Source organism: Stenotrophomonas sp. CFBP 13725, assembly GCF_014841935.1.
Taxonomy (GTDB): Bacteria; Pseudomonadota; Gammaproteobacteria; order Xanthomonadales; family Xanthomonadaceae; genus Stenotrophomonas.
This window is the reverse complement of the sequence record NZ_JACYUV010000003.1, coordinates 131612-154898: the sequence shown is the minus strand read 5'-3', so window position 1 is coordinate 154898 and position 23287 is coordinate 131612. Positions and strand designations below refer to the sequence as shown.

The window sequence follows — 23287 nt, the reverse complement described above, 5'->3', positions numbered from 1 at the left end:
AGCGGGTCGATGACCCGCTGCCGTCGAGCACGCCAACGGCTCAGCGGCCGCGCGCGCCGTTGTATCTGGTGGATGCCAGCATCTACGTCTTCCGCGCCTGGCATTCGATGCCGGACGAGTTCCAGGATGCGCAGGGCTGGCCCACCAACGCCGTGCACGGTTTTTCGCGCTTCCTGCTGGACCTGCTGGAGCGGCAGCGCCCCAAGCACATCGCCATCGCCTTCGACGAAGCGCTGGACAACGGCTACCGCAACCGGCTGTATCCCGCCTACAAGGCCAACCGCGATCCGGCTCCGGAAGCCCTGCGCCGGCAGTTCGTCCACTGCAAGGCCCTGTGCGCGGCCCTCGGCCTGCCGGTGATGGCGCACCATGATTACGAAGCCGACGACCTGATCGGCAGCGCCCTGCACGCCCATCGCAGCACCCACCACGGGTTGATCATCTCCGCAGACAAAGACCTGTCGCAGCTGTTGCTGGAGCAGGACGAGCAATGGGATTTCGCCCGCAACGTCCGCTGGGACATGCACGGCGTCAAAGGCCGACTGGGCGTGCATGCGCACCAGGTCGCCGATTACCTTGCGCTGTGCGGTGATGCGGTCGACAACATTCCCGGCATCACCGGCGTGGGCAGCAAGTCCGCCGCCGTGCTGCTGGCCCACTTCGGCAGTCTGGACGCCTTGTACGAGCGACTGGACGAAGTGCCGTTCCTGCGTTTGCGTGGCGCGGCCCAGATGGCGGTGCGACTGCGCGAGCAGCGCGAGCACGCCCTGCTGTGGCGGCAGCTGACCACCATCGCACTGGATGCACCACTGGACGGCACGGTCAGCGGCCTGTTGCGCGACGAGGTGGATCCACAGCTGCTTGACGGCCTGTGCAGCACGCTGCGCTTCGGCCCCTTGACCCGCCGGCGGCTGTTCGCCGTGGCTGGCCTCGGGGACACCAGCGCGCCAGCCCCTTATCCCACATCGAGCGAGTTCGCATGAGCCAGCGCAACACCGAAGCCCCTCGCGTCGTCTTCGAAGGCAGGTACCAGCGCATGGTCGTGCGCGGCACCTGGGAATACAGCGAGCGTACCCACGCTGGTGGCCTGGCTGCGATCATCATCGCGGTCACCCCGCAGGACACGGTGCTGTTCGTCGAGCAGTTCCGCGTGCCCCTGCAAGCCAGGACGATCGAAATGCCGGCCGGCCTGGTCGGTGACATCGACGCAGGTGAATCCATTGAACTGTCCGCCGTGCGCGAGCTGGAAGAAGAAACCGGCTGGACGGCCGAGCATGCCGAGGTGCTGATGATCGGGCCGACGTCGTCCGGCGCGAGCAGCGAGAAGATCGCCTTCGTACGCGCTACCGGCCTGAGCCGGGTGGGTGTCGGCGGCGGCGATGACAGCGAGGACATCACCGTGCATGAGATCCCACGCGCCAACGCCGCTGCCTGGCTGGTGCAGAAGATCGGCGAAGGCTACGAGCTGGATGCCAAGCTGTGGGCGGGCCTGTGGATGATCGACCATCATCTGGATGGCACCCCGCGTGGCTGATGCCGATCTGCGCCAAGCGCCGTCCCTGCTGGGCGCGGACGACCCGCCGGTGTTCGCCATCCACCGCCCGCAGGGCACCTCGCCGTACGTGCTGTTGGCCGACCACGCCGGCCAGTGCGTGCCGCACGCATTGCGTGCACTGGGCCTGCCGCAGGCCGAGCTGGACCGGCACATCGGCTGGGACATCGGCATCGCCGGCACCACCCGTGCGCTGTCCGAACGGCTGGATGCCTGGGCCATCGAACAGACGTACTCGCGGCTGGTGATCGACTGCAACCGCCCGCTGGCGTCCCCCACGCTGATGCCTGAAACCAGCGACCACACGGTGGTGCCGGGCAATGCGGCCCTGTATGCCGCCGAGCGGCAACAACGCATCGATGCCATCCACACGCCATACCATGCGCGCATCGACGACGAGCTGGACGCGCGGCGCGCCGCATCGCGCCCGACCCTGCTGGTGATGATGCACAGCTTCACCCCCAGGATGAACGGCGTGGAGCGGCCATGGCATGCCGGCGTGCTGTACCACCGCGATACGCGCATGGCCGATGCGCTGTTGCACGCGCTGCGCGACGAGGACGACCTGGTGGTCGGTGACAACCAGCCGTACGCGGTGAGCAGCACCAGCGACTACGCCGTGCCTGTGCATGGCGAAGGCCGGGGCCTGCTGCACGTGGAACTGGAAATCCGCCAGGACCTTATCGCCGATACCACCGGCCAGCAGGCATGGGCGGACAGGCTGGCGCGCATTTTCACCGCGCTGCAGCCGGTACTGCTCGGCTGATCCAATGCCTCGGCAACGACGGCCAGGGGCCTTGGTAGTGACGGCCGCTGGCCGTCAGCCGCGGGTCCCATGACGGCCCACGTCCATCATCCCGTCATCGCGACGGACGCAGCCACAACGCCACCGCCACGCCCAGCAGCGCGAACAGCGCTGCACCGTACTGCGCACTGATCAAGCCCTGCAGCGCCTCCACACTTGAACCGGCGGCACCCGCGGTGCGGCCGGCGTTGGCCACCATCACCAGCACCGCCAGCCCCAGCGCGCCCCCGATCTGCTGCGCCGTCGCCGCCATGCCCGATGCAACGCCCTGCTGGGCGGCCGGCACACCCTGCCCCGCGACAATCCACATCGCCGTCCAGGTCATGCCTTGGCCCAGGCTGAGCACCACGATGCCCGGCAGCAGTGCCCAGTAGGTCTGGCCATGCGGCAAGGCCAGCGCCACGCCGGCGATGCCGAGCGCGCCCGCGCCCATGCCAAGCGCGAGCACCTGCCGCGGCGAGCGTCGGCTGAGCATGCGTTCGGCCACGCTGATGCCGTAGGTGCATACCAGCGTGGGCAGCAGGAACGCCAACCCGGCCTGCAGCGGTGACCAGCCGTAGCCATCCTGGAAGTACAACGCAAGGAAGTAGTACTGCACGCCGAAGCTGCTCATGAACAACATCGTGAGCAGCATGGCCGCACGCAGGCTGCGCAGCCGCAGCAGCGCGAACTGCATCAACGGATCGCGGCTGCGCTTCTCGATCTGCACGAAGACCCACAGCAGGGCGACCGACAGCAGCAGGCAGGCAAGCGTCAGCGGCGCCGTCCAGCCCCACTCGGGCCCCTGCACCAGCGTGGTCACCAGCAGGCTGCCGCCCAAGGTCACCGTCGCGCAGCCGGCCAGGTCGAAGGAGCGCCCCGAGGGCACCGCCGCATCCTGCGGCAACCAGCGTCCCGCCAACCCGGCGCACGCCGCGGCGACGGGCACGATCACCAGCAGCACCGATGACCAGCCAAAGAACTGCGTCAGCACCCCGCCGAGCAACGTGCCCAGGGCGAGCCCCGCCGCGCTGGCCATGCTCCAGATCGCCAGCGCCCGGTTGCGCGCCGCGCCCTCGGCGTAGATCGTGTTGATCAGTGAAAGCGTGGCCGGGAACAGCAGGGCCGCACCGATGCCCTGCACCGCGCGGGCCGCGATCAACATGCCTGCGCTGCTGCTCAGCCCACCGACCAGTGAGGCCAGTGCGAACAGCGCCATGCCGATGCGATACAGGCGGCGACGCCCCAGCAGATCCGCCGCCCGCCCTCCCAGCAACAGGCAGCCGCCAAACGCCACGGTGTAGGCACTGACGATCCACTGCAACTGCTGCGCATTGATGGCCAGCTGGATGCCCATCTCATGCAACGCGACGAAGATGATCGTGGCATCCAGCGCGATGATCAGCTGGGCCATGGCCAGCAGGGTCAGCGCGAGACGGGGCGGAAACAGCGGGATACGTGGATTCATGCCGATGGAGACTGCGGGAAGGTGCGCAGTCTCATTGATGACGCTCGACAAAGAAACCCCGATACTTCGATTTCTGTAATGCATACAGGCATCAATCAAAGGTCAGCGATGGATCTCAACGCCGTGCGCATGCTGGTGCAGGTCGCCGACGCCCGCAGCTTCACCGTGGCGGCGGGGCAGCTGGGCATCAGTCAGTCCGGGCTGTCGCGTGCGATCGGGCGGCTGGAAACGGAGCTTGGCGTGCGCCTGCTCAACCGCAACACGCGCAACGTCAGCCTGACCCCGGATGGCCGTCAGTTCGTCGAACATTGCACGCCATTGTTGTCCGGTCTGGAAGACGCTGAGCGGCGTTTGGGGGACCGCCCCTGCACGCCCTCCGGCATCCTCAAGCTCACCGCGCCGTCGATGTTCGGTCGCAAGGTGCTGGTGCCGCTGGCCGGCAGGCTGATGGCCGAGCATCCGCTGCTGCAGTTCGAGCTGGTGCTCAACGATCGGCTGGTCGATCTGGTGGACGAGGGCTTCGATGCCGCACTGCGCACCGGGCCGATCAGCGATGTGCGCATGGTCGCGCGCCCCCTGCGTCCACTGCACTGGGTCACGGTGGCCGCGCCCGGTTACCTCGCCCGGCACGGCGCACCCGCCACCGTCGATGCGCTGCATGACCACGTGTGCCTGGCCGTGCGCAACCTGCGCAGCGGACGGCTGGTCGACTGGCAATTCCGCGAAGACGGCCGGCTGCGCGAATTCACCGCCCCGGCGCGGATGGTGTTCGACAGCGGCGACCCGCTGGTGGAAGCGGCAGTGGCCGGTGTGGGTATCGTGCAGGTGATGGATTTCGCGGTGGCCGATGCCTTGGCGGCCGGCACGCTGCAGCGCGTGCTGCAACCCTTTGAAGGACGCAGCCGTGCGCTGTCGCTGGTCTACCCGCCGTCGCGGCAGGCGTCACCGAAGCTGAAGGTGCTGGCTGATGCGTTGTTGGCCGGCGAGTGGTGACACGGGAACGGCCGGTGGGTGACGACGAGGTGCCGTCACCCAACCGGATGCAGGTTCACCCGCATCCGTTGACGGCCAGCGGCCGTCACTACCGCGGCTGGCTCAGGCGAACGAATCCGTTGCCCGCACCAGCGCGTCCACGTTCTCGGCTTCAAACGCCGAGTGCCCCGATGCCGGGGTGATTTCCAGCTTGGCTTTCGGCCACACCTTGGTCAGGTCCCAGGCATTGGCCAGCGGGCACACCACGTCATAGCGGCCATGCACGATCACGCCCGGGATGTCGGCAATGCGATGCGCATCGCGCAGCAGCTGGTCTTCCACCTCGAAGAAGCCACCGTTGACGAAGTAGTGGTTTTCGATGCGCGCGAAGGCCAGCGCGAACTGCGGATCTTCGTGGCTGTTGACGAAGTCGTCGTCCACGTGGAGGAAGCTGGTCGCACCCTCCCACACGCTCCACGCCTTGGCCGCCGCCAACCGGGTGGCTTCGTCGTCACTGGTCAGGCGGCGGTGGAACGCCGAGATCAGGTCATGCCGTTCAACGGCGGGGATGGGCTTGAGGTAGTGCTCCCATGCATCCGGGAACAGCCGGTTCGCGCCTTCCTGATAGAACCATTCCAGCTCCCAACGACGCAGCATGAAGATGCCGCGCAGCACCAGCTCGCTTACCTTGTCCGGATGGGTCTGCGCATAGGCCAGCGCCAGGGTGGAACCCCAGCTGCCGCCGAACACCTGCCACTTCTCGACGGACAGGTGCTCGCGCAGTTTTTCGATGTCCGCCACCAGGTCCCAGGTGGTGTTGTCCACCAGATCGGCGTGCGGCGTGGACCGGCCCGAGCCGCGCTGGTCGAACAGGATGATGCGGTACTTCGCCGGATCGTGGAAACGGCGCATCTTGTCGCTGCAGCCGCCACCGGGGCCGCCATGCAGCAGTACCACCGGCTTGCCGTCGGGGTTGCCGCACTGTTCGAAATAAAGCGTGTGGCGGTCATCGACCTTCAGCGTGCCCTGGTCGTACGGGGCGATGTCGGGGTACAGCGTACGCATGCTTGGAACTCCATGGTGGTGCCCTGCGCGCGGCAGGAGAGCCTCCATTCTAGGCCGGTCGTCGACCCAGCGTGACCCGGTCGCGCTGCTCCAGGTCCTGTACGGTCTCCACCGCGTCCCACCCTGCCTGCTGAAGCAGCAGGCGGATGGCCGCGCCCTGGTCCCAGCCGTGTTCCAGCAGCAGCCAGCCACCTGCGTGCAGGTGCTGCATGGCGCCGGCGACGAGGAGCCGGATGTCAGCCAGGCCATCTTCACCGGAGGCCAGCGCGGTGGCGGGTTCGAAGCGCAGGTCACCCTGCTGCAGGTGGGGATCGTCGCTGCGGATGTAAGGCGGGTTGCTGGCGATCAGGTCGAAGCGCTGGCCCTGCAGCGGTACCAGCCAGGATCCGTGGGCAAAGCGCACCTTGGTCAACGCATGGCGCTGGGCATTACGGGCGGCCACCGCCAACGCCGCCTCACTGAAGTCGGTCGCCAGCACCCGTGCGTTCGGCCGCTCGCTGGCTACGGCCAGGGCGATGGCGCCACTTCCCGTTCCCAGATCGGCCACCTCCAGTGGCCTGTCCAACGGCAAGCGCGCCAGTGCCAGCTCGACCAGCAGCTCGGTTTCCGGACGCGGTATGAGGGTCGCCCCGTCAACGTCCAGATCCAAGGTCCAGAACCCACGGCGTCCGGTCAGGTACGCCACCGGCTCACCCTCCGCGCGGCGCGCCACCAGCGCGCTGAACCGCGCGCGGTCAGCATCACCCAACGCATCGGCTGCGTGCGCGAACAGCCAGGAGCGGGCGCACTGCAGCGTATGCAGCAGCAACAGCTCCGCCTCGTGCCGGGCATCCGGGCCGGACAGCCGAGCGGTGGCATCGGCAAGGACATCACGTACTGAAACCGGGGAAGACGCGCTCATCGGACTCAACCTGCAGGGGCGCGCAGCTTAGCCCAGCGGCTGCGACGCAATCAGCTCACCCAGCGCCACCCTGTCCTGCATGGCCTGGGTGACGGGCCACCGCGTTCAGCTGCAGGTGGGGGTCTGAAATAAGCGCGACCTATCGAACAAACCGGCATTGGACCTCAGGAGCGCCGTGCGACAAGGCTTTCCCGACGCTCCGGTGGAGTGAGCCTCTTTACGACGGGCCATTTTGATAGTCAAAGCCTATTGAATAGATGCGATCAATGGATTGTCCTTATTGAATTGGAGCCGGTAATCTAGGCCCTGTCGATTCACCCAGTCCCCTTCACCCAAGAGGAATATCCATGTCCCTGATCAACACCCAGATCCAGCCGTTCGAAGCCAACGCTTACTTGAATGGCGAGTTCATCAAGGTTTCCGACAGCACGCTGAAGGGCCAGTGGTCCGTCCTGATCTTCATGCCGGCTGCTTTCACGTTCAACTGCCCGACCGAGATCGAAGACGCGGCGGATCATTACGCCGAGTTCCAGAAGGCCGGTGCCGAGGTCTACATCGTCACCACCGACTCGCACTTCGCCCACAAGATCTGGCACGAAACCTCGCCGGCCGTTGGCAAGGCCCAGTTCCCGCTGGTTGGCGACCCGACCCACCAGCTGACCAACGCCTTTGGCGTGCACATCCCGGAAGACGGCATGGCCCTGCGTGGCACGTTCGTGATCAATCCGGAAGGCGTGATCAAGACCATGGAGATCCACTCCAACGAGATCGCCCGTGACGTGTCCGAGACCTTGCGCAAGCTGAAGGCTGCCCAGTTCACCGCCGCCAACCCGAACCAGGTCTGCCCGGCCAAGTGGAAGGAAGGCGAGAAGACCCTGACCCCGTCGCTTGACCTGGTCGGCAAGATCTAAGCTGCCCCCTCGCTCCCATGCCCGCCCCGTGCGGGCGTGGGGGTGAACCCAAGACGCCGGCGCCAGCCACCGCCAGCCCCTTCCACAGGCGTCTTGGGTTCACCCCTACCCCTCGCTGGTCCGCTACCTTGTGCAGCGGCGCCACGCCCCCTGTTTGCCTGAAGCCAGGAGAAAACCATGTTGGATGCCAACCTGCAGTCGCAGCTGAAGACTTACCTGGAGCGCGTCACCCGCCCGATCCAGATCACCGCGCGCGTGGATGACGGTGCCAAGGCACAGGAAATGCTGGAACTGCTGACCACGCTGGACAGCCTGTCCGACAAGATCTCGCTGGACGTCCTGCGCGACGGCCAGGGCCGCGTGCCCTCGTTCGACCTGGGCAGCCCGGGCGAAGACATCCATGTGACCTTCGCCGGCCTGCCGATGGGCCACGAGTTCACCTCGCTGGTGCTGGCGCTGCTGCAGGTGGGTGGTCACCCGTCCAAAGCGACCGCCGAGGTCATCGAGGCGGTGCGCAACCTGGAAGGCGAGTACAGGTTCGAAACGTATTTTTCGCTCTCCTGCCAGAACTGCCCGGATGTGGTGCAGGCGCTGAATCTTGCCGCCGTGCTCAACCCGCGCGTGCAGCACGTGGCCATCGACGGTGCGCTGTTCCAGGACGAAGTGGAGCAGCGACAGATCATGTCCGTGCCCACCGTGTATCTCAACGGTGAGCTGTTCGACCAGGGCCGCATGACGCTGGAGCAGATCGTGGCGCGCCTGGATACCGGTGCCGCCAAGCGCGATGCGCAGAAGATCGCCGCCAAGGAGGCATTCGATGTGCTGGTCGTCGGCGGCGGCCCGGCCGGTGCTGCAGCGGCGATCTATGCCGCGCGCAAGGGCATCCGCACCGGCGTGGCCGCAGAGCGTTTCGGCGGCCAGGTGCTGGACACCATGGCGATCGAGAACTTCATTTCGGTCAAGGAGACCGAGGGCCCCAAGCTGGCCATGGCGCTGGAACAGCACGTGCGCGAGTACGACGTGGACATCATGGACCTGCAGCGCGCGACGGGGCTGGTGGCCGCCGGCGACGACGGGCTGGTGCAGGTGCAGCTGGAAAATGGCGCCGTGCTGAAGTCGAAGTCGGTGATCCTGTCCACCGGCGCGCGCTGGCGGCAGATGAACGTCCCCGGCGAAGACCAGTACCGCAACAAAGGGGTCGCCTACTGCCCGCATTGCGATGGCCCGCTGTTCAAGGGCAAGCGTGTGGCGGTGGTCGGCGGTGGCAATTCCGGGGTCGAAGCGGCGATCGATCTGGCGGGCCTGGTCGCCCACGTGACCCTGCTGGAGTTCGACACCACCTTGCGTGCTGATGAGGTGCTGCAGCGCAAGCTGCGCAGCCTGGGCAACGTGACCGTGCTGACCAGCGCGCAGACCACCGAAGTGCTGGGTGATGGGCAGAAAGTGACCGGCCTTGTCTACAGGGACCGCATCGGCAACGATTCGCACCGGGTCGAGCTGGAAGGCATCTTCGTGCAGATCGGACTACTGCCCAATACGGAGTGGCTGGCCGACGCCATCACCTTGTCACCGCGTGGCGAAATCGTCATCGATGATCGGGGCCAGACGAGTTTGCCCGGTGTGTTTGCTGCGGGAGACTGCACTACCGTACCGTACAAGCAGATCATCATCGCCATGGGCGCCGGATCGACGGCCGCACTCAGTGCCTTCGACCATCTGATCCGCTCGTCCGTGAGCAAGAGCAGCAGCACCGTTGCAGAAGCTGCCTGACAAAAGATCCCGGACCACCGGGACCGTACGTGTCCACTGGGTCAACCACGCCATCACCCGGTATCTATCCAATGAGGTCTCAGGATGAACCTACGTGATCTGAAATACCTGGTGGCGCTGGCGGAGCATCGTCACTTCGGCAAGGCCGCGGCGGCCTGCTTCGTCAGCCAGCCCACGCTGTCCACCCAGATACGCAAGCTGGAAGACGAACTCGGGGTGTCGCTGGTGGAGCGCGCTCCCCGCAAAGTGATGCTGACACCCGCCGGCCACGACGCGGCAGCGCGCGCACGCGTGATCGTGGCCGAAGTAGAGCAGATGAAGGAGGCCGCGCGTCGCAGCCGCGACCCGGAGGCCGGTGCAGTGCGGCTGGGCATCTTCCCTACGCTCGGTCCGTACCTGCTGCCGCATGTCATCCCTCGTATCCGCGAGCGCTTTCCACAGCTTGAGCTGTTGCTGGTGGAAGAGAAAAGCGATGTCCTGCTGGCCCGACTGCGCGAAGGCAAACTGGATGCAGCACTGCTGGCGTTGCCGGTGCTGGACGATCAGCTGCATACCGAGTTCCTGTTCGAAGAACCGTTCCTGCTGGCGGTGTCCGCCCAGCATCCACTGGCGGGGCGCAAGCGGCTGGACGTGCAGGAACTGTCGGCCCAGCGCCTGCTGCTGCTTGAAGACGGGCACTGCCTGCGCGATCAGGCGCTGGAAGTCTGCCGGCTGTTCGGCGCAAACGAAAAATCGGAGTTCCGCGCCACCAGCCTGGAGACGCTGCGGCAGATGGTCGCCGCGGATGTGGGCATCACCCTGCTGCCGACGCTGTCGGTCAAGCCACCGGTACCGCGATCGGACAACATCCGCCTGCTGGACCTGATCGGTGACAATCCGCCCAGCCGCCGCATCGCCATGGCGTGGCGGCGCAGCTCGGCGATGAGTGGGTTCCTGCTGCAGTTGGCGGATCAGTTCAAACACCTGCCCGCATCGCTGTTCGCGCTGGAGGACGGGGCGCCGCCTCCGCCACGCGGCATCGATCGCACCGCGCCGGCGCGGCTGGTCTGAGCCGCAGCGGAACAGCGAAATCCCTGGAAGCAGTCAACGGGTCGATTCCCGCCCCGTTTGTCCCCACAATAGAACGAGGCGGCGCCATCCGGTGCCGCCTTTTGTATGGTCCCTTTCCAGGAGTACTGCATGACCACCGCCAGCGGCCTGCCGCCATCCATCACCGTTTCTTCCCACGATCTTGCCCGGCTGGAGGCCTTGCTGGACTCGCCTGCGGCGAGTGCACTGCCCACTGCCGCAGCGCTTTCAGAAGAGCTCACCCGCGCCAACGTGCTGCCGTCGGCGGAAATGCCAGAAGGCATCGTCATGATGCATTCGCGGGTAGAGTGCGAAGATGAAACCTCCGGCGATACCCACGTACTGACCCTGGTGTACCCCCGCGAAGCCAATGTCGATGAGCACAAGGTCTCCGTGCTGGCGCCCGTTGGCACGGCGCTGCTGGGACTGGCGATCGGCCAGCGCATCGAGTGGGATGCCCCCGGTGGTCGCAAGTTGAAGCTGCGTGTCACCGCTGTCCACAACGACAAGCCCTGAAGAATCCCAGACCCTTTGGCCGCGCCCCACGCGCGCCCGCAACGATGGAGCTGCAATGAGCACCCCCCCGTCCAAACTTTCCCAGCTGCGCGAATTGTCTGTGGTGGTGGCCGACACCGGCGACTACGAGGCCATCAAGAAGCTGCGGCCAGTGGATTGCACGACCAATCCCACCCTGGTGAAGAAGGCGCTGGACCTGCCGGTCTATGCGACGTTGATCGAAGATGCGCTCAACTGGGGTCGGCAGCAGAGCGGCGAACGCGATGCGGTCGTCGACGCCGTCGCTGATCGGCTGACGGTGGGCGTGGGTACGCTGTTGAGCACCCTGGTGCCCGGTCGCGTGTCCACCGAAGTGGACGCCGACAAGTCGCATGACACCGAGGCGACCATCGCCAAGGCGCGTCGGTTCGTGCAGATGTACGCAGACGCCGGCGTGCCGCGCGAGAAGATCCTGATCAAGATCGCCGCCACCTGGGAAGGCATCGAAGCCGCCCGCGTGCTGCAGGCCGAAGGCATCGACTGCAACCTGACCCTGATCTTCAACCCGACCCAGGCGCTGGCCTGCAGTGAAGCGGGCGCGTTCCTGATTTCGCCCTTCGTCGGCCGCATCCTGGACTGGTACGTGGCCAATGGGCAGGCACCGGCCACCATCGAAGAAGACCCCGGCGTGGTGTTCGTACGCGGCGTGTATGCCGAGTTCAAGCGCCGTGGCTCGTCGACCGTGGTGATGGGCGCCTCGTTCCGCTCGACCGCGCAGATCGAAGCACTGGCGGGCTGCGATCGCCTCACGATCTCGCCGGACCTGTTGGAAAAGCTGGATGCCGACCAGGGCGCGCTGGAGCGCAAGCTGGTCGCTGGTGCGACCGAATCGGTGACGTCCACGCCGATCGACAGCGCGCGCTTTGCCGCTGATCTGGCCGCCGACCCGATGGCAACCGAGAAGCTTGCCACCGGCATCGACGCGTTCGCCAAGGATCTGGAAAGCCTGCGGGCGCGGATCCGCGCGGAGCTGTAATTGTGTCGGGCTGGTCGAACGGGTAAGACCCCCTCGCGGTGGGCTCTCACAGCAGACTGCTTGCTTGGGGCCGGGCGGTGGGGCTGGTCGGGGGACGGCAAAGGCCGCTCCTGCGTGCCTCGTTTCGCGCCATCCATGGCGCGGGTACACGTCATCGCATTCGCGCTGCCGCTCCCACGCTTTGCTGCGCAAACCGTGGGCCCCGTCTCACCAGCACCCACACCCCGCCGCTTCGCGGCCGCCCCTGACTCAGGGGCTCCCTCCACCCGACGGGTTACTGCCATCGGTAGCGCCGAGCCGTGCTCGGCGAAATGTTTCCGCCGACGGCCCGCTGCGCTCGCCGACCATGGGTCGGCGCTACCAGGGCACCGCCCTGGGCCCGCCGAGCCCACAGCCCTGCAGCCGTTGACTTTGCCCTGGCTTGAAAAGCGTCAGGGTGCCGCGATGCCGGTACCGATCGGGCAGCTCACACCCGTACCGCCGATGCCGCAGTAGCCGTTCGGGTTCTTTGCCAGGTACTGCTGGTGGTAGTCCTCGGCGTAGTAGTACTCCGGTGCCGGATACACGATCTCGGTGGTGATGGGGCCGTAGCCGGCCTCCTTCAGATGCACGCCATAGACCTCTTCGCTGGCCAGCGCCGCCGCGTATTCGCCCTCGGTCAGGCAGTGGATGGCCGACCGGTACTGGGTGCCGGTGTCGTTGCCCTGACGCATGCCCTGGGTGGGGTCGTGGCTTTCCCAGAACACCTGCAGCAGCTGCTCCACGGTGATCAGTTTCGGGTCGTACACCACCTCGACGATCTCGGTATGGCCGGTCAGACCCGAACAGACCTCCTCATAGGTGGGGTTCGGCGTCACCCCGCCGGCGTAGCCCACCGAGGTGCTGTACACCCCGGGCAGGGTCCAGAACTTCCGCTCGGCACCCCAGAAGCAGCCCATGGCAAAGCGGATCCGCTCATATCCCGCAAAGCGATCCTTCAGCGGATGACTGTTCACGAAGTGCTGGTTGTTCTGCAGTGCCAAGGGCTGATCGCGCCCGGGCAGCGCCTCTTCCGCACGCGGCAGACGCTGCTTGAAGGCGCCGATACCGAGAATCCCGTTGCCAAGTCCCAACATGCTGTGCTCCTAGGCCGGCTGCCCGGCAAGATCGTCTATGTCTGAAATGGGGTCGTCCGGGCCGTGGCCCAAGTCCAGCCCGGCCATCACGGCTTCTGCCTCCGCACGCGCGGCGTCGGGGATGGCGACGCGCAGCACGCCGAACAACGGCAGCTCGCCCATGCCGCCCAACAACGACTCGCCGAAGACGAACGCGGGGATCCCGGCGTCCTCCAGCGCATGCTTGGCCAGGTGGGCATCAAACAGGTTGTCGGCCTTGTACACGATGTGCATGGACATTTCCTTGGATGACTGCCATCGAGCATACGCTTGCGGCATGAACGGGCCTGTGGTCCTGTCCAGCAGCCCCAGGACGGACACCCCGCGGGCAGCTGGAGCGCTGACACGCTAGACTGGCGGTCTTTCTGCCCTTGATTGCCGCATCATGTCCGAGCACACCCCTGCCAGCCCCGAAACCCCCACCGACGGCACCGAGAAGCGCGATTTCATCCGCCAGATCGTGCGCGAGGACCTGGCCAGCGGCAAGCACCAGGCAATCAAGACCCGCTTCCCGCCGGAACCCAATGGCTACCTGCACATCGGCCATGCCAAGTCGATCTGCCTGAACTTCGGCATCGCCGGCGAGTTCGGCGGTGTGTGCAACCTGCGTTTCGACGACACCAACCCGGCCAAGGAAGACCCGGAGTACGTGGCCGCGATCCAGGACGACGTGCGCTGGCTTGGATTCGAGTGGAACGAGCTGCGCCACGCCTCGGACTACTTCGAGGCCTACTACCTGGCGGCGCAGAAGCTGATCCGCGACGGCAAGGCCTACGTCTGCGACCTGTCGGCCGAGGAAGTGCGCGCCTACCGCGGCACCCTGACCGAGCCGGGCCGCCCGTCGCCTTTCCGGGATCGCAGCGTGGAAGAGAACCTGGATCTGTTTGCCCGCATGCGCGCCGGCGAGTTCCCCGATGGGGCCCGCACCGTGCGCGCGAAGATCGACATGGCCAGTGGCAACATCAACCTGCGCGATCCGGCCCTGTACCGCATCAAGCACGTCGAACACCAGAACACCGGCAATGCCTGGCCGATCTACCCCATGTACGACTTCGCACATGCGCTGGGCGATTCGCTGGAAGGCATCACCCATTCGCTGTGCACGCTGGAATTCGAAGACCACCGCCCGCTGTACGACTGGTGCGTGGATCATGTGGACTTTGCCCATGACGATGCGCTGACCGCCCCGCTGGTTGCGGCCGGGCTGCCACGCGAAGCCGCCAAGCCCCGTCAGATCGAGTTCTCCCGCCTCAACATCAACTACACCGTGATGAGCAAGCGCAAGCTGATGGCGCTGGTCACCGAGCAGCTGGTGGATGGCTGGGACGATCCGCGCATGCCGACCCTGCAGGGCCTGCGTCGCCGTGGCTATACCCCGGCGGCGATGCGCCTGTTCGCCGAGCGCGTGGGCATCAGCAAGCAGAACTCGCTGATCGATTTCAGCGTGCTGGAAGGTGCCCTGCGCGAGGACCTGGACAGCGCGGCCGCTCGCCGCATGGCGGTGATCGATCCGATCAAGCTGGTGTTGACCAATCTGCCCGACGGGCACGAAGAGACGCTGACCTTCAGCAACCACCCGAAGGATGAGTCCTTCGGCAGCCGCGAGGTGCCGTTTGCCCGTGAGCTGTGGATCGAGCGCGACGACTTCGCCGAAGTGCCGCCGAAGGGCTTCAAGCGCCTGCTGCCGGGTGGCGAAGTGCGCCTGCGCGGCGCTGGCATCATCCGCTGCGATGAAGTGATCAAGGACGCCGACGGCACCATCACCGAGCTGCGCGGCTGGCTGGATCCGGAGTCGCGCCCCGGTATGGAAGGCGCCAACCGCAAGGTCAAGGGCACCATCCACTGGGTCAGCGCAGCGCATGCGGTGCCGGCCGAAGTCCGCCTGTACGATCGGTTGTTCTCGGTAGCCAACCCCGATGACGAGTCGGAGGGCAAGACGTACCGTGACTACCTGAACCCCGAATCGCGTCGCACCGTCACCGGCTATGTCGAGCCCGCCGCTGCCAGCGCCACGCCGGAACAGTCGTTCCAGTTCGAGCGCACCGGCTACTTCGTCGCTGACCGGCGTGACCACACAGCGGCCAAGCCGGTGTTCAACCGCAGCGTGACCCTTCGCGACACCTGGTCGGCCTGACACCACCGACGTCCGTGCGCGCGGCCACCACCGCGCGACCTTGCCGCCGCCCCTGCCCGCCCGCTTCATCGGACGCGGGCTACACTGCGCGCGGCTGTTGTTGTGTTCCACCCCCGTAACCCGATGAGAGGCACCCCGCGATGCTGTATGCGCAAGTCCACCTGACCCTTCCCGCCTGGATCCATGACCAGATCGACCTGGATCAGCGCTATCCGGGCGACGAAGCCAAGGTCGCACTGGCCATCACACTGTCCCGGTTGAATGTCGATCATGCCAGCGGCGGCCCCTTCGGTGCGGTGGTGTTCGGCCCGGATGACAAGGTGATCGCCGCCGGGGTGAACCGCGTGATGCCGCACAACACGTCGCTGGCGCACGCCGAAAACATGGCCTACATGCTGGCCCAACAGCGCCTGCAGACGCCACGCCTGAACGATGTGCTGTCGCCGATCATGCTCGCCACGTCCTCGCAACCCTGCTGCCAGTGTTACGGCGCTACGGTGTGGGCCGGCATCGATCGCCTGCTGATCGGCGCCAGCGCGGCCGACGTGGAAGAACTGACGCCCTTCGACGAAGGCCCGCTGCCGGCCGACTGGGTGGGCGAACTCAACAAGCGCGGTATCGAGGTGGTGCAGGGCCTCAACCGCGACGACGCGCGCGACGTGCTGCGCGCTTACGGAGAAGCCGATGGCGCACGCTACTGAAGCAGGCAATACCGCACCAGGCGTCGGCCTGCTGTGCCTGTGCCGGCAGGGCTTCGAGCCCGAGCTGGCGGCCGAACTGTCCGCACGCGCAGGGGAATTCGGCTTCGCCGGTTATGCCCGTACCCAGCGCAATGATGGCTACGTCCTTTTCATGTGCGACGAAGCCGCCGCACTCAGTCGGATGCTGTCCTGGCGCGAGTTGATTTTCGCGCGGCAGAAGCTGGTCGTGTTGGCCGAGCTGCCGCAGTTGGATGCAGCCGACCGCATCACGCCCATGCTGGCGGTGCTGGGCGATGCACCACGCTTTGGCGACCTGTGGGTGGAGCATCCGGATTCGGATGCGGGCAAGCCGCTGTCGGGCCTGTCGCGCGCGTTCGCCAACGCGCTGCGCCCCGCCCTGCGCAAGGCCGGCAAGCTGACCGACAAACCCAACGAGAAACTGACACGCCTGCACGTGGTCTTCGTCGATGGCACCCATGCTTTCGTGTGCACGGCGTCACCCGCCGACAGCGCACCGTGGGCATTGGGCATTCCCCGCCTGAAGCTGCTGCCCGACGCGCCGTCGCGTTCTGCGCTGAAGCTGGAAGAAGCCCTGCTCACCCTGCTGACGCCCGAGGAGCGCGAGGCGCTGATGAAGCCGGGCATGCGTGCCGCCGACCTGGGCGCCGCTCCGGGTGGCTGGACGTGGGTGCTCACCCGCCAACACCTGAAGGTGCTGAGCATCGACAACGGGCCACTGCGCCAGCATGTACTGGATACCGGCCTGGTCGAGCACCTGCGTGCCGACGGTTTCCATTGGCAGCCCGAACAGTCGCTGGACTGGATGGTCTGCGACATGGTCGAACAGCCGCGACGCGTGGCCGAGCGCATGGCCACCTGGTTCCGCGAAGGCTGGTGCAAGCATGCGATCTTCAACCTCAAGCTGCCGATGAAGAAGCGCTGGGACGAAACCCGCCTGTGCCTGGACCTGTTCGAACAACAGGCGGGCAAGTCACTGGTCGTGCGCGCCAAGCAGCTCTATCACGACCGCGAAGAGATCACCGTGCTGGCCTCGCCACTGCGCTGATCGCTACGGTACTCCCGGCACTCCCGGTAGCGCCGAGCCATGCTCGGCGCCCTGCCTGCCCCTGCAAGGCCTGTGCTACCAAGACGCGGGACGCGCGCGTGGCATATGCATCTCAGCGCGTGCCGCGCTTACGCTGTGGATCACCGCAGTAGCAGCTTCGACGCGCGCGTACACGCCGGCGATCTCATTCGCCGCGCAGCATTCCACGCCCATCATCCAGTCCATGGACCAGCGCAGTCCTTCTGCCTGCAGTTCCGTGCGCGTCGCTTCGTACTCGCCCTGCAGCCGCTCCAGGCTGCGGGTGAGCGTTCGCCGGCTCATGGGCTGCGCTGATTCCTGCAACTGCTCGCATTGCAGCCGATCGTGCAGTTTCTGCGCGCGGCTTGATGGCACCAGGCCGGCATTGCTGGCATTGACGACCGACAACAGCACACTTTCAACCGCCTTCTTCGCCCCGGTGTCCAACGGCGACTCGGCCCGACAGGCCGTACCGGGCCAATGGCGCTTCAGCGCGCGGAGCGGGGCGAGGCAGCTCTTTACAGGGCGGGCGCAGACGCCACACGCACCTCCCAGCTGAGGTGTCGAACCGCGTGGACGACTTCACGCGTGGCCGCGATCTGCCGTGCATGGGCACTGCCGCCGCGAGCGCCGGCACTGCGCTGCATCAGGTCGCGCAGGACGTCCTGCTGCTCATGTTTCAAGGCGCGCGCGTGATTCATGATCTGCCTTGGTGTCAGCGCATGGGTCTTTGCTACGTGGGAAGCCAGCCGCTGCGCCGCAGGGCTTGTGACCACCAGGCCCCGCAGGCTATCGGCGTTCTCCACGCGCTTGATCAACGCAGCAAGCGGCTTCTGTTCGCAGCCGGGAGCCGCCACCATGCGCGCTTCGGCGGCCATGCGGGCAGCGAGCGCCGGCTTGAAAACGTGGAGGAACAGGTTATTGATGTTCATGTCGGCGTACGCATGCGCGAGAAGGATCATGGGACTATGCCCACTACACGCAGCGTCGGCTTTCAGAATCGCGGCGTGACTATCCCATCCGTTGTGGAGAACAGACCACCATGCTGCCCCGTGCCATCGCCCTGCCGTTGCTGCTTGCCGCGATCCCCGCGCTTGCTCAATCCAATCGCCCGGCCCCGGCCGAAAGCCAGCCGTTGCGCGATGACAGCGGCGTGGTACGCGCGCAGCCGCTGGCCGCCGGACGCGTGACCGGCAGCGTGGACATCGCCGTTCCGCTGGGCGAGACACCGGTGACGGTACGCTCGGTCACCCCCGCGAGTGCGTCGGGGCAGTACCGCATCCATTTCGCACAACTGGACGTCGACGGTGATGGCTTCATCAGCCGCGAAGAAGCGCAGGCCAATCCGTCGCTGGCCGACGAGTTCATCTCGCTGGACGTGAAGCGGCGCGGGAAGCTGGACCGGGACGATCTGGCGGGCTGGTTGCTGGACTGACGCAGAAGCCGCCGAGCATGGCTCGGCGCTACCGCGGCGTTCGCCTGCATTGATGGCGTGCCGACGATGCGCTCGCCCGTGGCGACGCCGTGACGCCGAGCCGCGCTCGACGTCTGCCGCCGGACGAACCCGTCAGATACCCGCGGCGCGCTTCCAGAACAGCTGCAACAGCGGCGACAGCTTGCCCGTGCAGCCCAGCACGCGGCCGCGCGCCAAGGTCAGGTGCAGCTCATCGTTGGAAAACATGCGGTTGATGCCGTCGAAACTGTAAGCCGCCACCGTATTGTCGCTGCGACGCTCACGCGCCCAGCGCTGCAGCCGTTGCGGCGACAGCTGCGGCTGCCCCCGACGCTGCACCGAGGGCGCAAGCCATCGCTGCAGGGCGGCGACGTCCCGCAGCCCCAGGTTGACGCCTTGCCCGGCCAGTGGATGGACGACGTGCGCGGCATCGCCCAGTGCCACGACGCGACCCGCCACGTAGTGACGGGCAAGCTGGCGACGCAGCGGGAATGCAGCGCGCGCTGACACCAGGCTCAGCTCACCCAGGCGCCCGCCGAAGGCACGCGTCAGCTCGCGGTTGAACACGGCCTCGTCCAGCTGCAGCACGCGCTCGGCGTCTGCATCCGGCAACGTCCACACGATGGAACTGCGGTGTGCCGCCACCGGTAGCAGGGCCAATGGCCCCCCCGGCAGGAAGCGTTGCCATGCGGTGGCCTGGTTCGGCAGTTCGCTGTCGACGTACGCGACGACACCGCGCTGGTGGTAATCGTGCTGGTCCACCGTGATGCCGGCCAGGTGCCGCAGCGTGGATTCCGCTCCATCTGCCGCCACCGCCAGCGACGCCTCGATCCGGCGCCCATCGTGCAGCCGAAGCCGCACGCCCTGCTCGTCCTGCTCCATGCCTTCCACGCGCGCAGGGCAATGCACCTCCACCCCCGCAGCAGGAAGCGCCGACCACAGGCGGTCCACCAGCAGTCCGTTCTCGACGATCCAGCCCAGTTCGCTGCGGCCAAAGCGGTCCGCATCGAACAGCAGGTCGTCGCCGCCAGCGGCATCCCACACCTGCATGCGCCGGTACGGATGTGCGCGCCCACGGATGACCGACTCCCATACGCCCAGACGCTGCAGCAACTGCACGTTGTCCGCGGCGAAGGCAAACACGCGCAGATCCGGTTCGGTCGCCTGCCAGGGGGGCGGCTCACGCCCCTCGATCACGGCCACCGACAGGCCGACGTCGGCCAACGCCAGCGCGCAGGCGGCCCCTACGACGCCACCGCCGACGATCACCACATCGGTGCGGGGGCGGCGGCTCATGCGGCCTCCCCGCGGCACAGCCGGGGCACATCGCCACGGAAGCCCATCGCCCCCCCCACCAGCAGCGACTGCAACGAGGTCGCCTGCGTGGCCAGCAGGCCCAGGCTGCGCAATGGCCGCATCAGCGGTGCGTCGTTGCTGGTCAGACGGGCCAGCCCGCCGGAAAACCCAATGGTCTGCGCGCGGTCTTCCGCGCGACGCTGCGCATAGGACTGCAACAGCGCGTCACTGCCGGCATCGCCGCCGTCTTCAAGCACCTCCGCCAGGGTCAGCGCATCGCGCAGGCCCAGGTTGAAGCCCTGCGCGCCGAGCGGGTGGATGGTCTGCGCAGCGTTACCGAGCAGCACGGCCCGTTCCCCCACCAGCGCGGCGGACAGGACCTGCCGCAGCGGATAGGCCGCCCGCGGACCGGACTCCAGCAGACGTCCGGCACGCCAGCCCACCGCCGCCTGCAGCCGTGTCAGCCAGGCCGCATCGTCCAGTGCCATGACCGCATCCGCATCGTTGCGCGCCACGCCATGGACCACGCCGAAATGGCGGTCACCACGCGGCAACAGCGCGGTCGGGCCGGTATCGGTCAGCCGCTCCCACGCCGTGCCGTCCGGCGCGCGCTGGCTGCGCACGCGTGCAACAAACAGCGTCTGCTGGAAATCATGGTCTTCCGTGCCGATGCCCAACGCGGCGCGGACACCACTTGCGGTGCCGTCCGCACCCACGACAAGTCGCGCCAGCAGTGTGTGTTCGCCGTCGTCATCCTGTACCCGCACCTGGCGATGGCCATCGACCACCTCGCCCAGCCCGAGGAAACGCGCCGGACGCCTGCGTACCAGCCCGGGCAGCTCCTGCAGCCGGGCCTCCAGCGCATTGCCGAAATCACGCGCGACCACGACCTGGCCGAACCACGGCCGACCGTAGTCGGCTGCCGCCAGCTGCACGCGGCCGAAGTCCCCGGCGCGGCTGACATGGATGCGGGTGATCGGGCCCGGTGCGCTGCCCAGCTTCTGCATGACGCCCAGCGCGGTCAGCGCGTTGACCGTGGCGGCGGCGAAGCTCAGGTTGCGCTGGTCGAATACCGCCGGCACTGCCGCTCCCGCACTGGCTTCCAGCAGGCAGGCACTGCGGCCGATCCGCTGCAGGGCAATGGCCAGGCTGGCACCCACCAGGCCGCCGCCGACGATCAGGACATCAACACGTTCGCTCATGGGTCAATGATACGCGTTCGGGTGGTGCCGCCGGCCGCTGGCCGACCCCAGCGCCGGGGGGCCCATGCGGTCTAGAATGGGCCTCGTTCACCTTTTCCGTGCGTGCCCTGCCATGACCCCCACCGTGCACCGCGCTCTTGCGCTGACCTGCCTCGTGCTGCTGATGGCCGCCACCCGGGTGAATCATTTCGCCGCCATCCCCGATGCGTCGTGGGCGGCCTTCTTCATCGGAGGCTTTTACCTGCGCAGCTGGACGCGCTGGGCCTTCCCCCTGCTGATGGGCCTGGCGGTGGTGGTGGACTGGCTGGTGATCCGCCGCCTCGGGCTGGATTTCTGGCAGCACTACTGTGTATCGCCCGGTTACTGGATGCTGCTGCCGGCGTACTTCGCCCTGTGGGCCGGCGGCATGCTGCTGGAACGGGGTTACCAGGGCGCCACCTGGCCGGCGCTGGCCAGGACGATGCTGCTGGTGGTCGCCGCTGTCGCGGTCTGCCACCTGTTCGCGCAGGGCGGCTTCTACTGGACCACCCGCAATGTGGCCGAGCCGAAGCTGGGCGGCTGGATGAAGAACTACGCTGACTGGTTCGGCCCCTACCTGGGCACCACCGCCCTGTATGTCGGGCTGGCTGCCACCCTGCAGCTTGCGCTGGAACAGGTTGGCAAGCTGCGCCAGACCCAGCGCGACGTGCAGGGCTGAGGCGGCGATGGGTAATCGTCTGTCCCGCATCTATACCCGCACTGGCGATGACGGCAGCACCGGGCTCGGCGATGGCAGCCGGGTCGGCAAGGACGATGCGCGGGTTGCCGCCTTCGGCACGGTCGACGAAGCCAATTCCGCGCTGGGCGTCCTGCTGGCCGTGCCGCTGCCGACCGATGTGCAGTCGCTTCTGGTCCGCCTGCAGCACCAGTTGTTCGACCTCGGCGGCGAGCTCTGCATCCCAGGTCATGCCGCGATCACCGACGACGACGTCACCGCGCTCGAGCAGCAGTTGGATCACTTCAACGCCGACCTGCCGGTGCTGAAGGAGTTCATCCTGCCGGCCGGCGGGGAAGCGGCCGCACGCTGCCACCTGGCACGCACCATCGTGCGCCGGGCCGAGCGCGAGACCGTGGCCTTGTCCCGCCACGAGACCGTCAGACCCCAGGCGCTGCAGTACCTCAACCGGCTCTCCGACCTGCTGTTCGTGATGGCCCGTGTACTGGCCCGTGCCGATGGCCACGGCGAAGTGCTCTGGCAGCACGCGCGTCGCCACGCCTGACTCCACGCGGACCCCTTCGCCCATGCTGGTTTTCACCCACCCTTCCTGCCTGCAGCACGACCCCGGTCCGGACCATCCCGAATCCCCCCAGCGACTGCGCGTGGTGCTGGACGCGCTGCGCAGCGCATTCCCCGACCAGCTCGATTGGCGAGAAGCGCCGACGGCCAAGCGCGGCGATCTTGCCCGGGTACATGACAGCAGCCTGATCGATCTGGTGCTGCAGCCACAGACCGCCGATCTGCGCCAGATCGATCTGGATACGCGCACCTCGCCCGGCTCGGCCGCTGCCGCGCTGCATGCCGCCGGGGCCGGCGTAGCAGCGGTGGATGCGGTGATGCGCGGCGAAGACACGCTGGCCTTCTGCGCGGTACGCCCGCCGGGCCACCACGCTACCGCCACGACGGCGATGGGCTTCTGCCTGCTCAACAACATTGCCGTCGCCGCGGCCCATGCGCGTGACCGCCATGGCCTGGAACGCATCGCAGTCGTCGATTTCGACGTGCACCACGGCAACGGCACCCAGGACATCTTCCAGCTTGATCCGCGGGTGGCTTACTACAGCACCCACCAGGCCGGCCTGTTCCCGGAATCCGGCCTGCGCCGCGACCGTGGCGCCGGCAACCTGTTGAACATCCTGCTGCCCCCGGGTAGCGGCAGCCTGCGCTTCCGCAATGTCTGGGTCGAAGAGATGCTGCCGGCCATTGACGATTTCCGCCCACAGCTGGTCCTGGTCTCGGCCGGTTTCGATGCCCACCTGCGCGATCCACAGGCCGACCTGATGCTGGAAGCCGAGGATTTTGCCTGGATCACCACCGAGCTTCATGCGCTGGCGCGCCGCCATGCGGCCGGCCGCCTGGTGTCGATGCTGGAAGGCGGCTACGACCTGCAGGCCCTGGCCGAGTCCAGCGTGGCCCATGTCGGCAGCCTGTTGGACGGTGCCGGAACGGACGGCCGATGAACCCGAGCCGCCGATCATGAGTCG

Annotated in this window: 25 protein-coding genes; 16 read left to right on the top strand and 9 right to left on the bottom strand. The window is 67.0% G+C overall.

From position 1 onward, the window contains the following. Positions 1-17 precede the first annotated feature (17 nt). Genes IFT65_RS06585 through IFT65_RS06575 form a run of 3 tightly spaced genes read left to right on the top strand, consistent with a single transcriptional unit; the run spans position 18 to position 2318 of the window. Entirely contained in the window at positions 18-983 is a 966-nt protein-coding gene (locus tag IFT65_RS06585; RefSeq protein WP_192081046.1) for a 5'-3' exonuclease H3TH domain-containing protein, read from the top strand. Beyond that, complete coding sequence (locus IFT65_RS06580) at positions 980-1534, top strand: NUDIX hydrolase (protein WP_192080849.1); 555 nt, start codon at positions 980-982, stop codon at positions 1532-1534. Before IFT65_RS06585 ends, IFT65_RS06580 begins: the two co-directional genes overlap by 4 nt. After that, positions 1527-2318, top strand: coding sequence for an N-formylglutamate amidohydrolase (locus tag IFT65_RS06575; protein ID WP_192080848.1), 792 nt, complete (start codon positions 1527-1529; stop codon positions 2316-2318). The genes IFT65_RS06580 and IFT65_RS06575 overlap by 8 nt, the downstream gene beginning before the upstream one ends. 94 nt (positions 2319-2412) lie before the next feature. On the opposite strand, the gene IFT65_RS06570 is transcribed toward IFT65_RS06575, so the two are convergent. Then, complete coding sequence (locus IFT65_RS06570) at positions 2413-3804, bottom strand: MFS transporter (RefSeq protein WP_192080847.1); 1392 nt, start codon at positions 3802-3804, stop codon at positions 2413-2415. 108 nt (positions 3805-3912) lie between these two features. Between IFT65_RS06570 and IFT65_RS06565 the strand changes: the two genes are divergently transcribed. Beyond that, a complete protein-coding gene (locus tag IFT65_RS06565; RefSeq protein ID WP_192080846.1) occupies positions 3913-4797 on the top strand; it encodes a LysR family transcriptional regulator in 885 nt (294 codons plus the stop codon). Between the two features lie 102 nt (positions 4798-4899). On the opposite strand, the gene pip is transcribed toward IFT65_RS06565, so the two are convergent. Continuing rightward, the gene (gene pip / locus IFT65_RS06560) at positions 4900-5841 is read right to left on the bottom strand and encodes a prolyl aminopeptidase (protein ID WP_192080845.1); all 942 of its coding nucleotides are present in this window, start codon (positions 5839-5841) and stop codon (positions 4900-4902) included. A 49-nt stretch (positions 5842-5890) separates the two neighbouring features. Then, on the bottom strand, positions 5891-6742 hold the full coding sequence (gene prmC, locus IFT65_RS06555; RefSeq protein ID WP_192080844.1) for a peptide chain release factor N(5)-glutamine methyltransferase: 852 nt from the start codon (positions 6740-6742) through the stop codon (positions 5891-5893). A 347-nt stretch (positions 6743-7089) separates the two neighbouring features. On the opposite strand from prmC, the gene ahpC reads away from it, so the two are divergent. The 5 genes from ahpC (at position 7090) to IFT65_RS06530 (ending at position 12022) form a co-directional block, all read left to right on the top strand. After that, a complete protein-coding gene (gene ahpC, locus IFT65_RS06550) occupies positions 7090-7653 on the top strand; it encodes an alkyl hydroperoxide reductase subunit C (protein ID WP_188325009.1) in 564 nt (187 codons plus the stop codon). A 177-nt stretch (positions 7654-7830) separates the two neighbouring features. After that, a complete protein-coding gene (ahpF, locus tag IFT65_RS06545; RefSeq protein WP_192080843.1) occupies positions 7831-9423 on the top strand; it encodes an alkyl hydroperoxide reductase subunit F in 1593 nt (530 codons plus the stop codon). A gap of 84 nt (positions 9424-9507) precedes the next feature. Beyond that, positions 9508-10473, top strand: a complete 966-nt coding sequence (locus tag IFT65_RS06540; protein WP_192080842.1) for a LysR substrate-binding domain-containing protein — start codon at positions 9508-9510, stop codon at positions 10471-10473. A gap of 129 nt (positions 10474-10602) precedes the next feature. Then, entirely contained in the window at positions 10603-11007 is a 405-nt protein-coding gene (gene rnk / locus IFT65_RS06535; protein WP_192080841.1) for a nucleoside diphosphate kinase regulator, read from the top strand. A gap of 55 nt (positions 11008-11062) precedes the next feature. Continuing rightward, a complete protein-coding gene (locus tag IFT65_RS06530) occupies positions 11063-12022 on the top strand; it encodes a transaldolase (protein WP_192080840.1) in 960 nt (319 codons plus the stop codon). 431 nt (positions 12023-12453) lie between these two features. Here the strand turns inward: IFT65_RS06530 and msrA are convergent, their stop codons facing one another. Further along, a complete protein-coding gene (msrA, locus tag IFT65_RS06525) occupies positions 12454-13137 on the bottom strand; it encodes a peptide-methionine (S)-S-oxide reductase MsrA (RefSeq protein WP_192080839.1) in 684 nt (227 codons plus the stop codon). A 9-nt stretch (positions 13138-13146) separates the two neighbouring features. After that, the gene (locus IFT65_RS06520; protein WP_192080838.1) at positions 13147-13410 is read right to left on the bottom strand and encodes a DUF2007 domain-containing protein; all 264 of its coding nucleotides are present in this window, start codon (positions 13408-13410) and stop codon (positions 13147-13149) included. 151 nt (positions 13411-13561) lie between these two features. Between IFT65_RS06520 and IFT65_RS06515 the strand changes: the two genes are divergently transcribed. From IFT65_RS06515 to rlmM, 3 genes are all read left to right on the top strand, one after another. Next, positions 13562-15310: a glutamine--tRNA ligase/YqeY domain fusion protein gene (locus IFT65_RS06515; RefSeq protein WP_192080837.1), complete on the top strand. Its 1749-nt coding sequence runs from the start codon at positions 13562-13564 to the stop codon at positions 15308-15310. Positions 15311-15450: 140 nt separating this feature from the next. Then, positions 15451-16011 carry a nucleoside deaminase gene (locus IFT65_RS06510; RefSeq protein WP_188325017.1) on the top strand — a complete coding sequence of 187 codons (561 nt, stop codon included), beginning with the start codon at positions 15451-15453 and terminating at the stop codon, positions 16009-16011. Then, positions 15995-17077 (top strand): 23S rRNA (cytidine(2498)-2'-O)-methyltransferase RlmM, encoded by a 1083-nt coding sequence (gene rlmM, locus IFT65_RS06505; protein WP_192080836.1) that lies wholly within the window; start codon positions 15995-15997, stop codon positions 17075-17077. Before IFT65_RS06510 ends, rlmM begins: the two co-directional genes overlap by 17 nt. A gap of 75 nt (positions 17078-17152) precedes the next feature. Here the strand turns inward: rlmM and IFT65_RS06500 are convergent, their stop codons facing one another. Both IFT65_RS06500 and IFT65_RS06495 read right to left on the bottom strand, forming a co-directional pair. Further along, a complete protein-coding gene (locus tag IFT65_RS06500) occupies positions 17153-17542 on the bottom strand; it encodes a hypothetical protein (RefSeq protein WP_192080835.1) in 390 nt (129 codons plus the stop codon). Between the two features lie 71 nt (positions 17543-17613). Then, positions 17614-18057, bottom strand: coding sequence for a hypothetical protein (locus IFT65_RS06495; RefSeq protein ID WP_192080834.1), 444 nt, complete (start codon positions 18055-18057; stop codon positions 17614-17616). Positions 18058-18137: 80 nt separating this feature from the next. On the opposite strand from IFT65_RS06495, the gene IFT65_RS06490 reads away from it, so the two are divergent. Further along, complete coding sequence (locus IFT65_RS06490) at positions 18138-18530, top strand: EF-hand domain-containing protein (RefSeq protein WP_192080833.1); 393 nt, start codon at positions 18138-18140, stop codon at positions 18528-18530. 132 nt (positions 18531-18662) lie between these two features. Here IFT65_RS06490 and IFT65_RS06485 read toward each other — a convergent pair whose 3' ends face one another. Then, positions 18663-19844, bottom strand: a complete 1182-nt coding sequence (locus tag IFT65_RS06485; protein WP_192080832.1) for a UbiH/UbiF family hydroxylase — start codon at positions 19842-19844, stop codon at positions 18663-18665. Then, entirely contained in the window at positions 19841-21046 is a 1206-nt protein-coding gene (gene ubiH / locus IFT65_RS06480) for a 2-octaprenyl-6-methoxyphenyl hydroxylase (protein WP_192080831.1), read from the bottom strand. The genes IFT65_RS06485 and ubiH overlap by 4 nt, the downstream gene beginning before the upstream one ends. 112 nt (positions 21047-21158) lie before the next feature. On the opposite strand from ubiH, the gene IFT65_RS06475 reads away from it, so the two are divergent. Genes IFT65_RS06475 through IFT65_RS06465 form a run of 3 tightly spaced genes read left to right on the top strand, consistent with a single transcriptional unit; the run spans position 21159 to position 23263 of the window. Beyond that, positions 21159-21743, top strand: a complete 585-nt coding sequence (locus tag IFT65_RS06475) for a hypothetical protein (RefSeq protein WP_192080830.1) — start codon at positions 21159-21161, stop codon at positions 21741-21743. 7 nt (positions 21744-21750) lie between these two features. Beyond that, a complete protein-coding gene (locus tag IFT65_RS06470) occupies positions 21751-22305 on the top strand; it encodes a cob(I)yrinic acid a,c-diamide adenosyltransferase (RefSeq protein ID WP_192080829.1) in 555 nt (184 codons plus the stop codon). 22 nt (positions 22306-22327) lie between these two features. After that, on the top strand, positions 22328-23263 hold the full coding sequence (locus IFT65_RS06465; protein WP_192080828.1) for a histone deacetylase family protein: 936 nt from the start codon (positions 22328-22330) through the stop codon (positions 23261-23263). Positions 23264-23287: the final 24 nt, after the last annotated feature.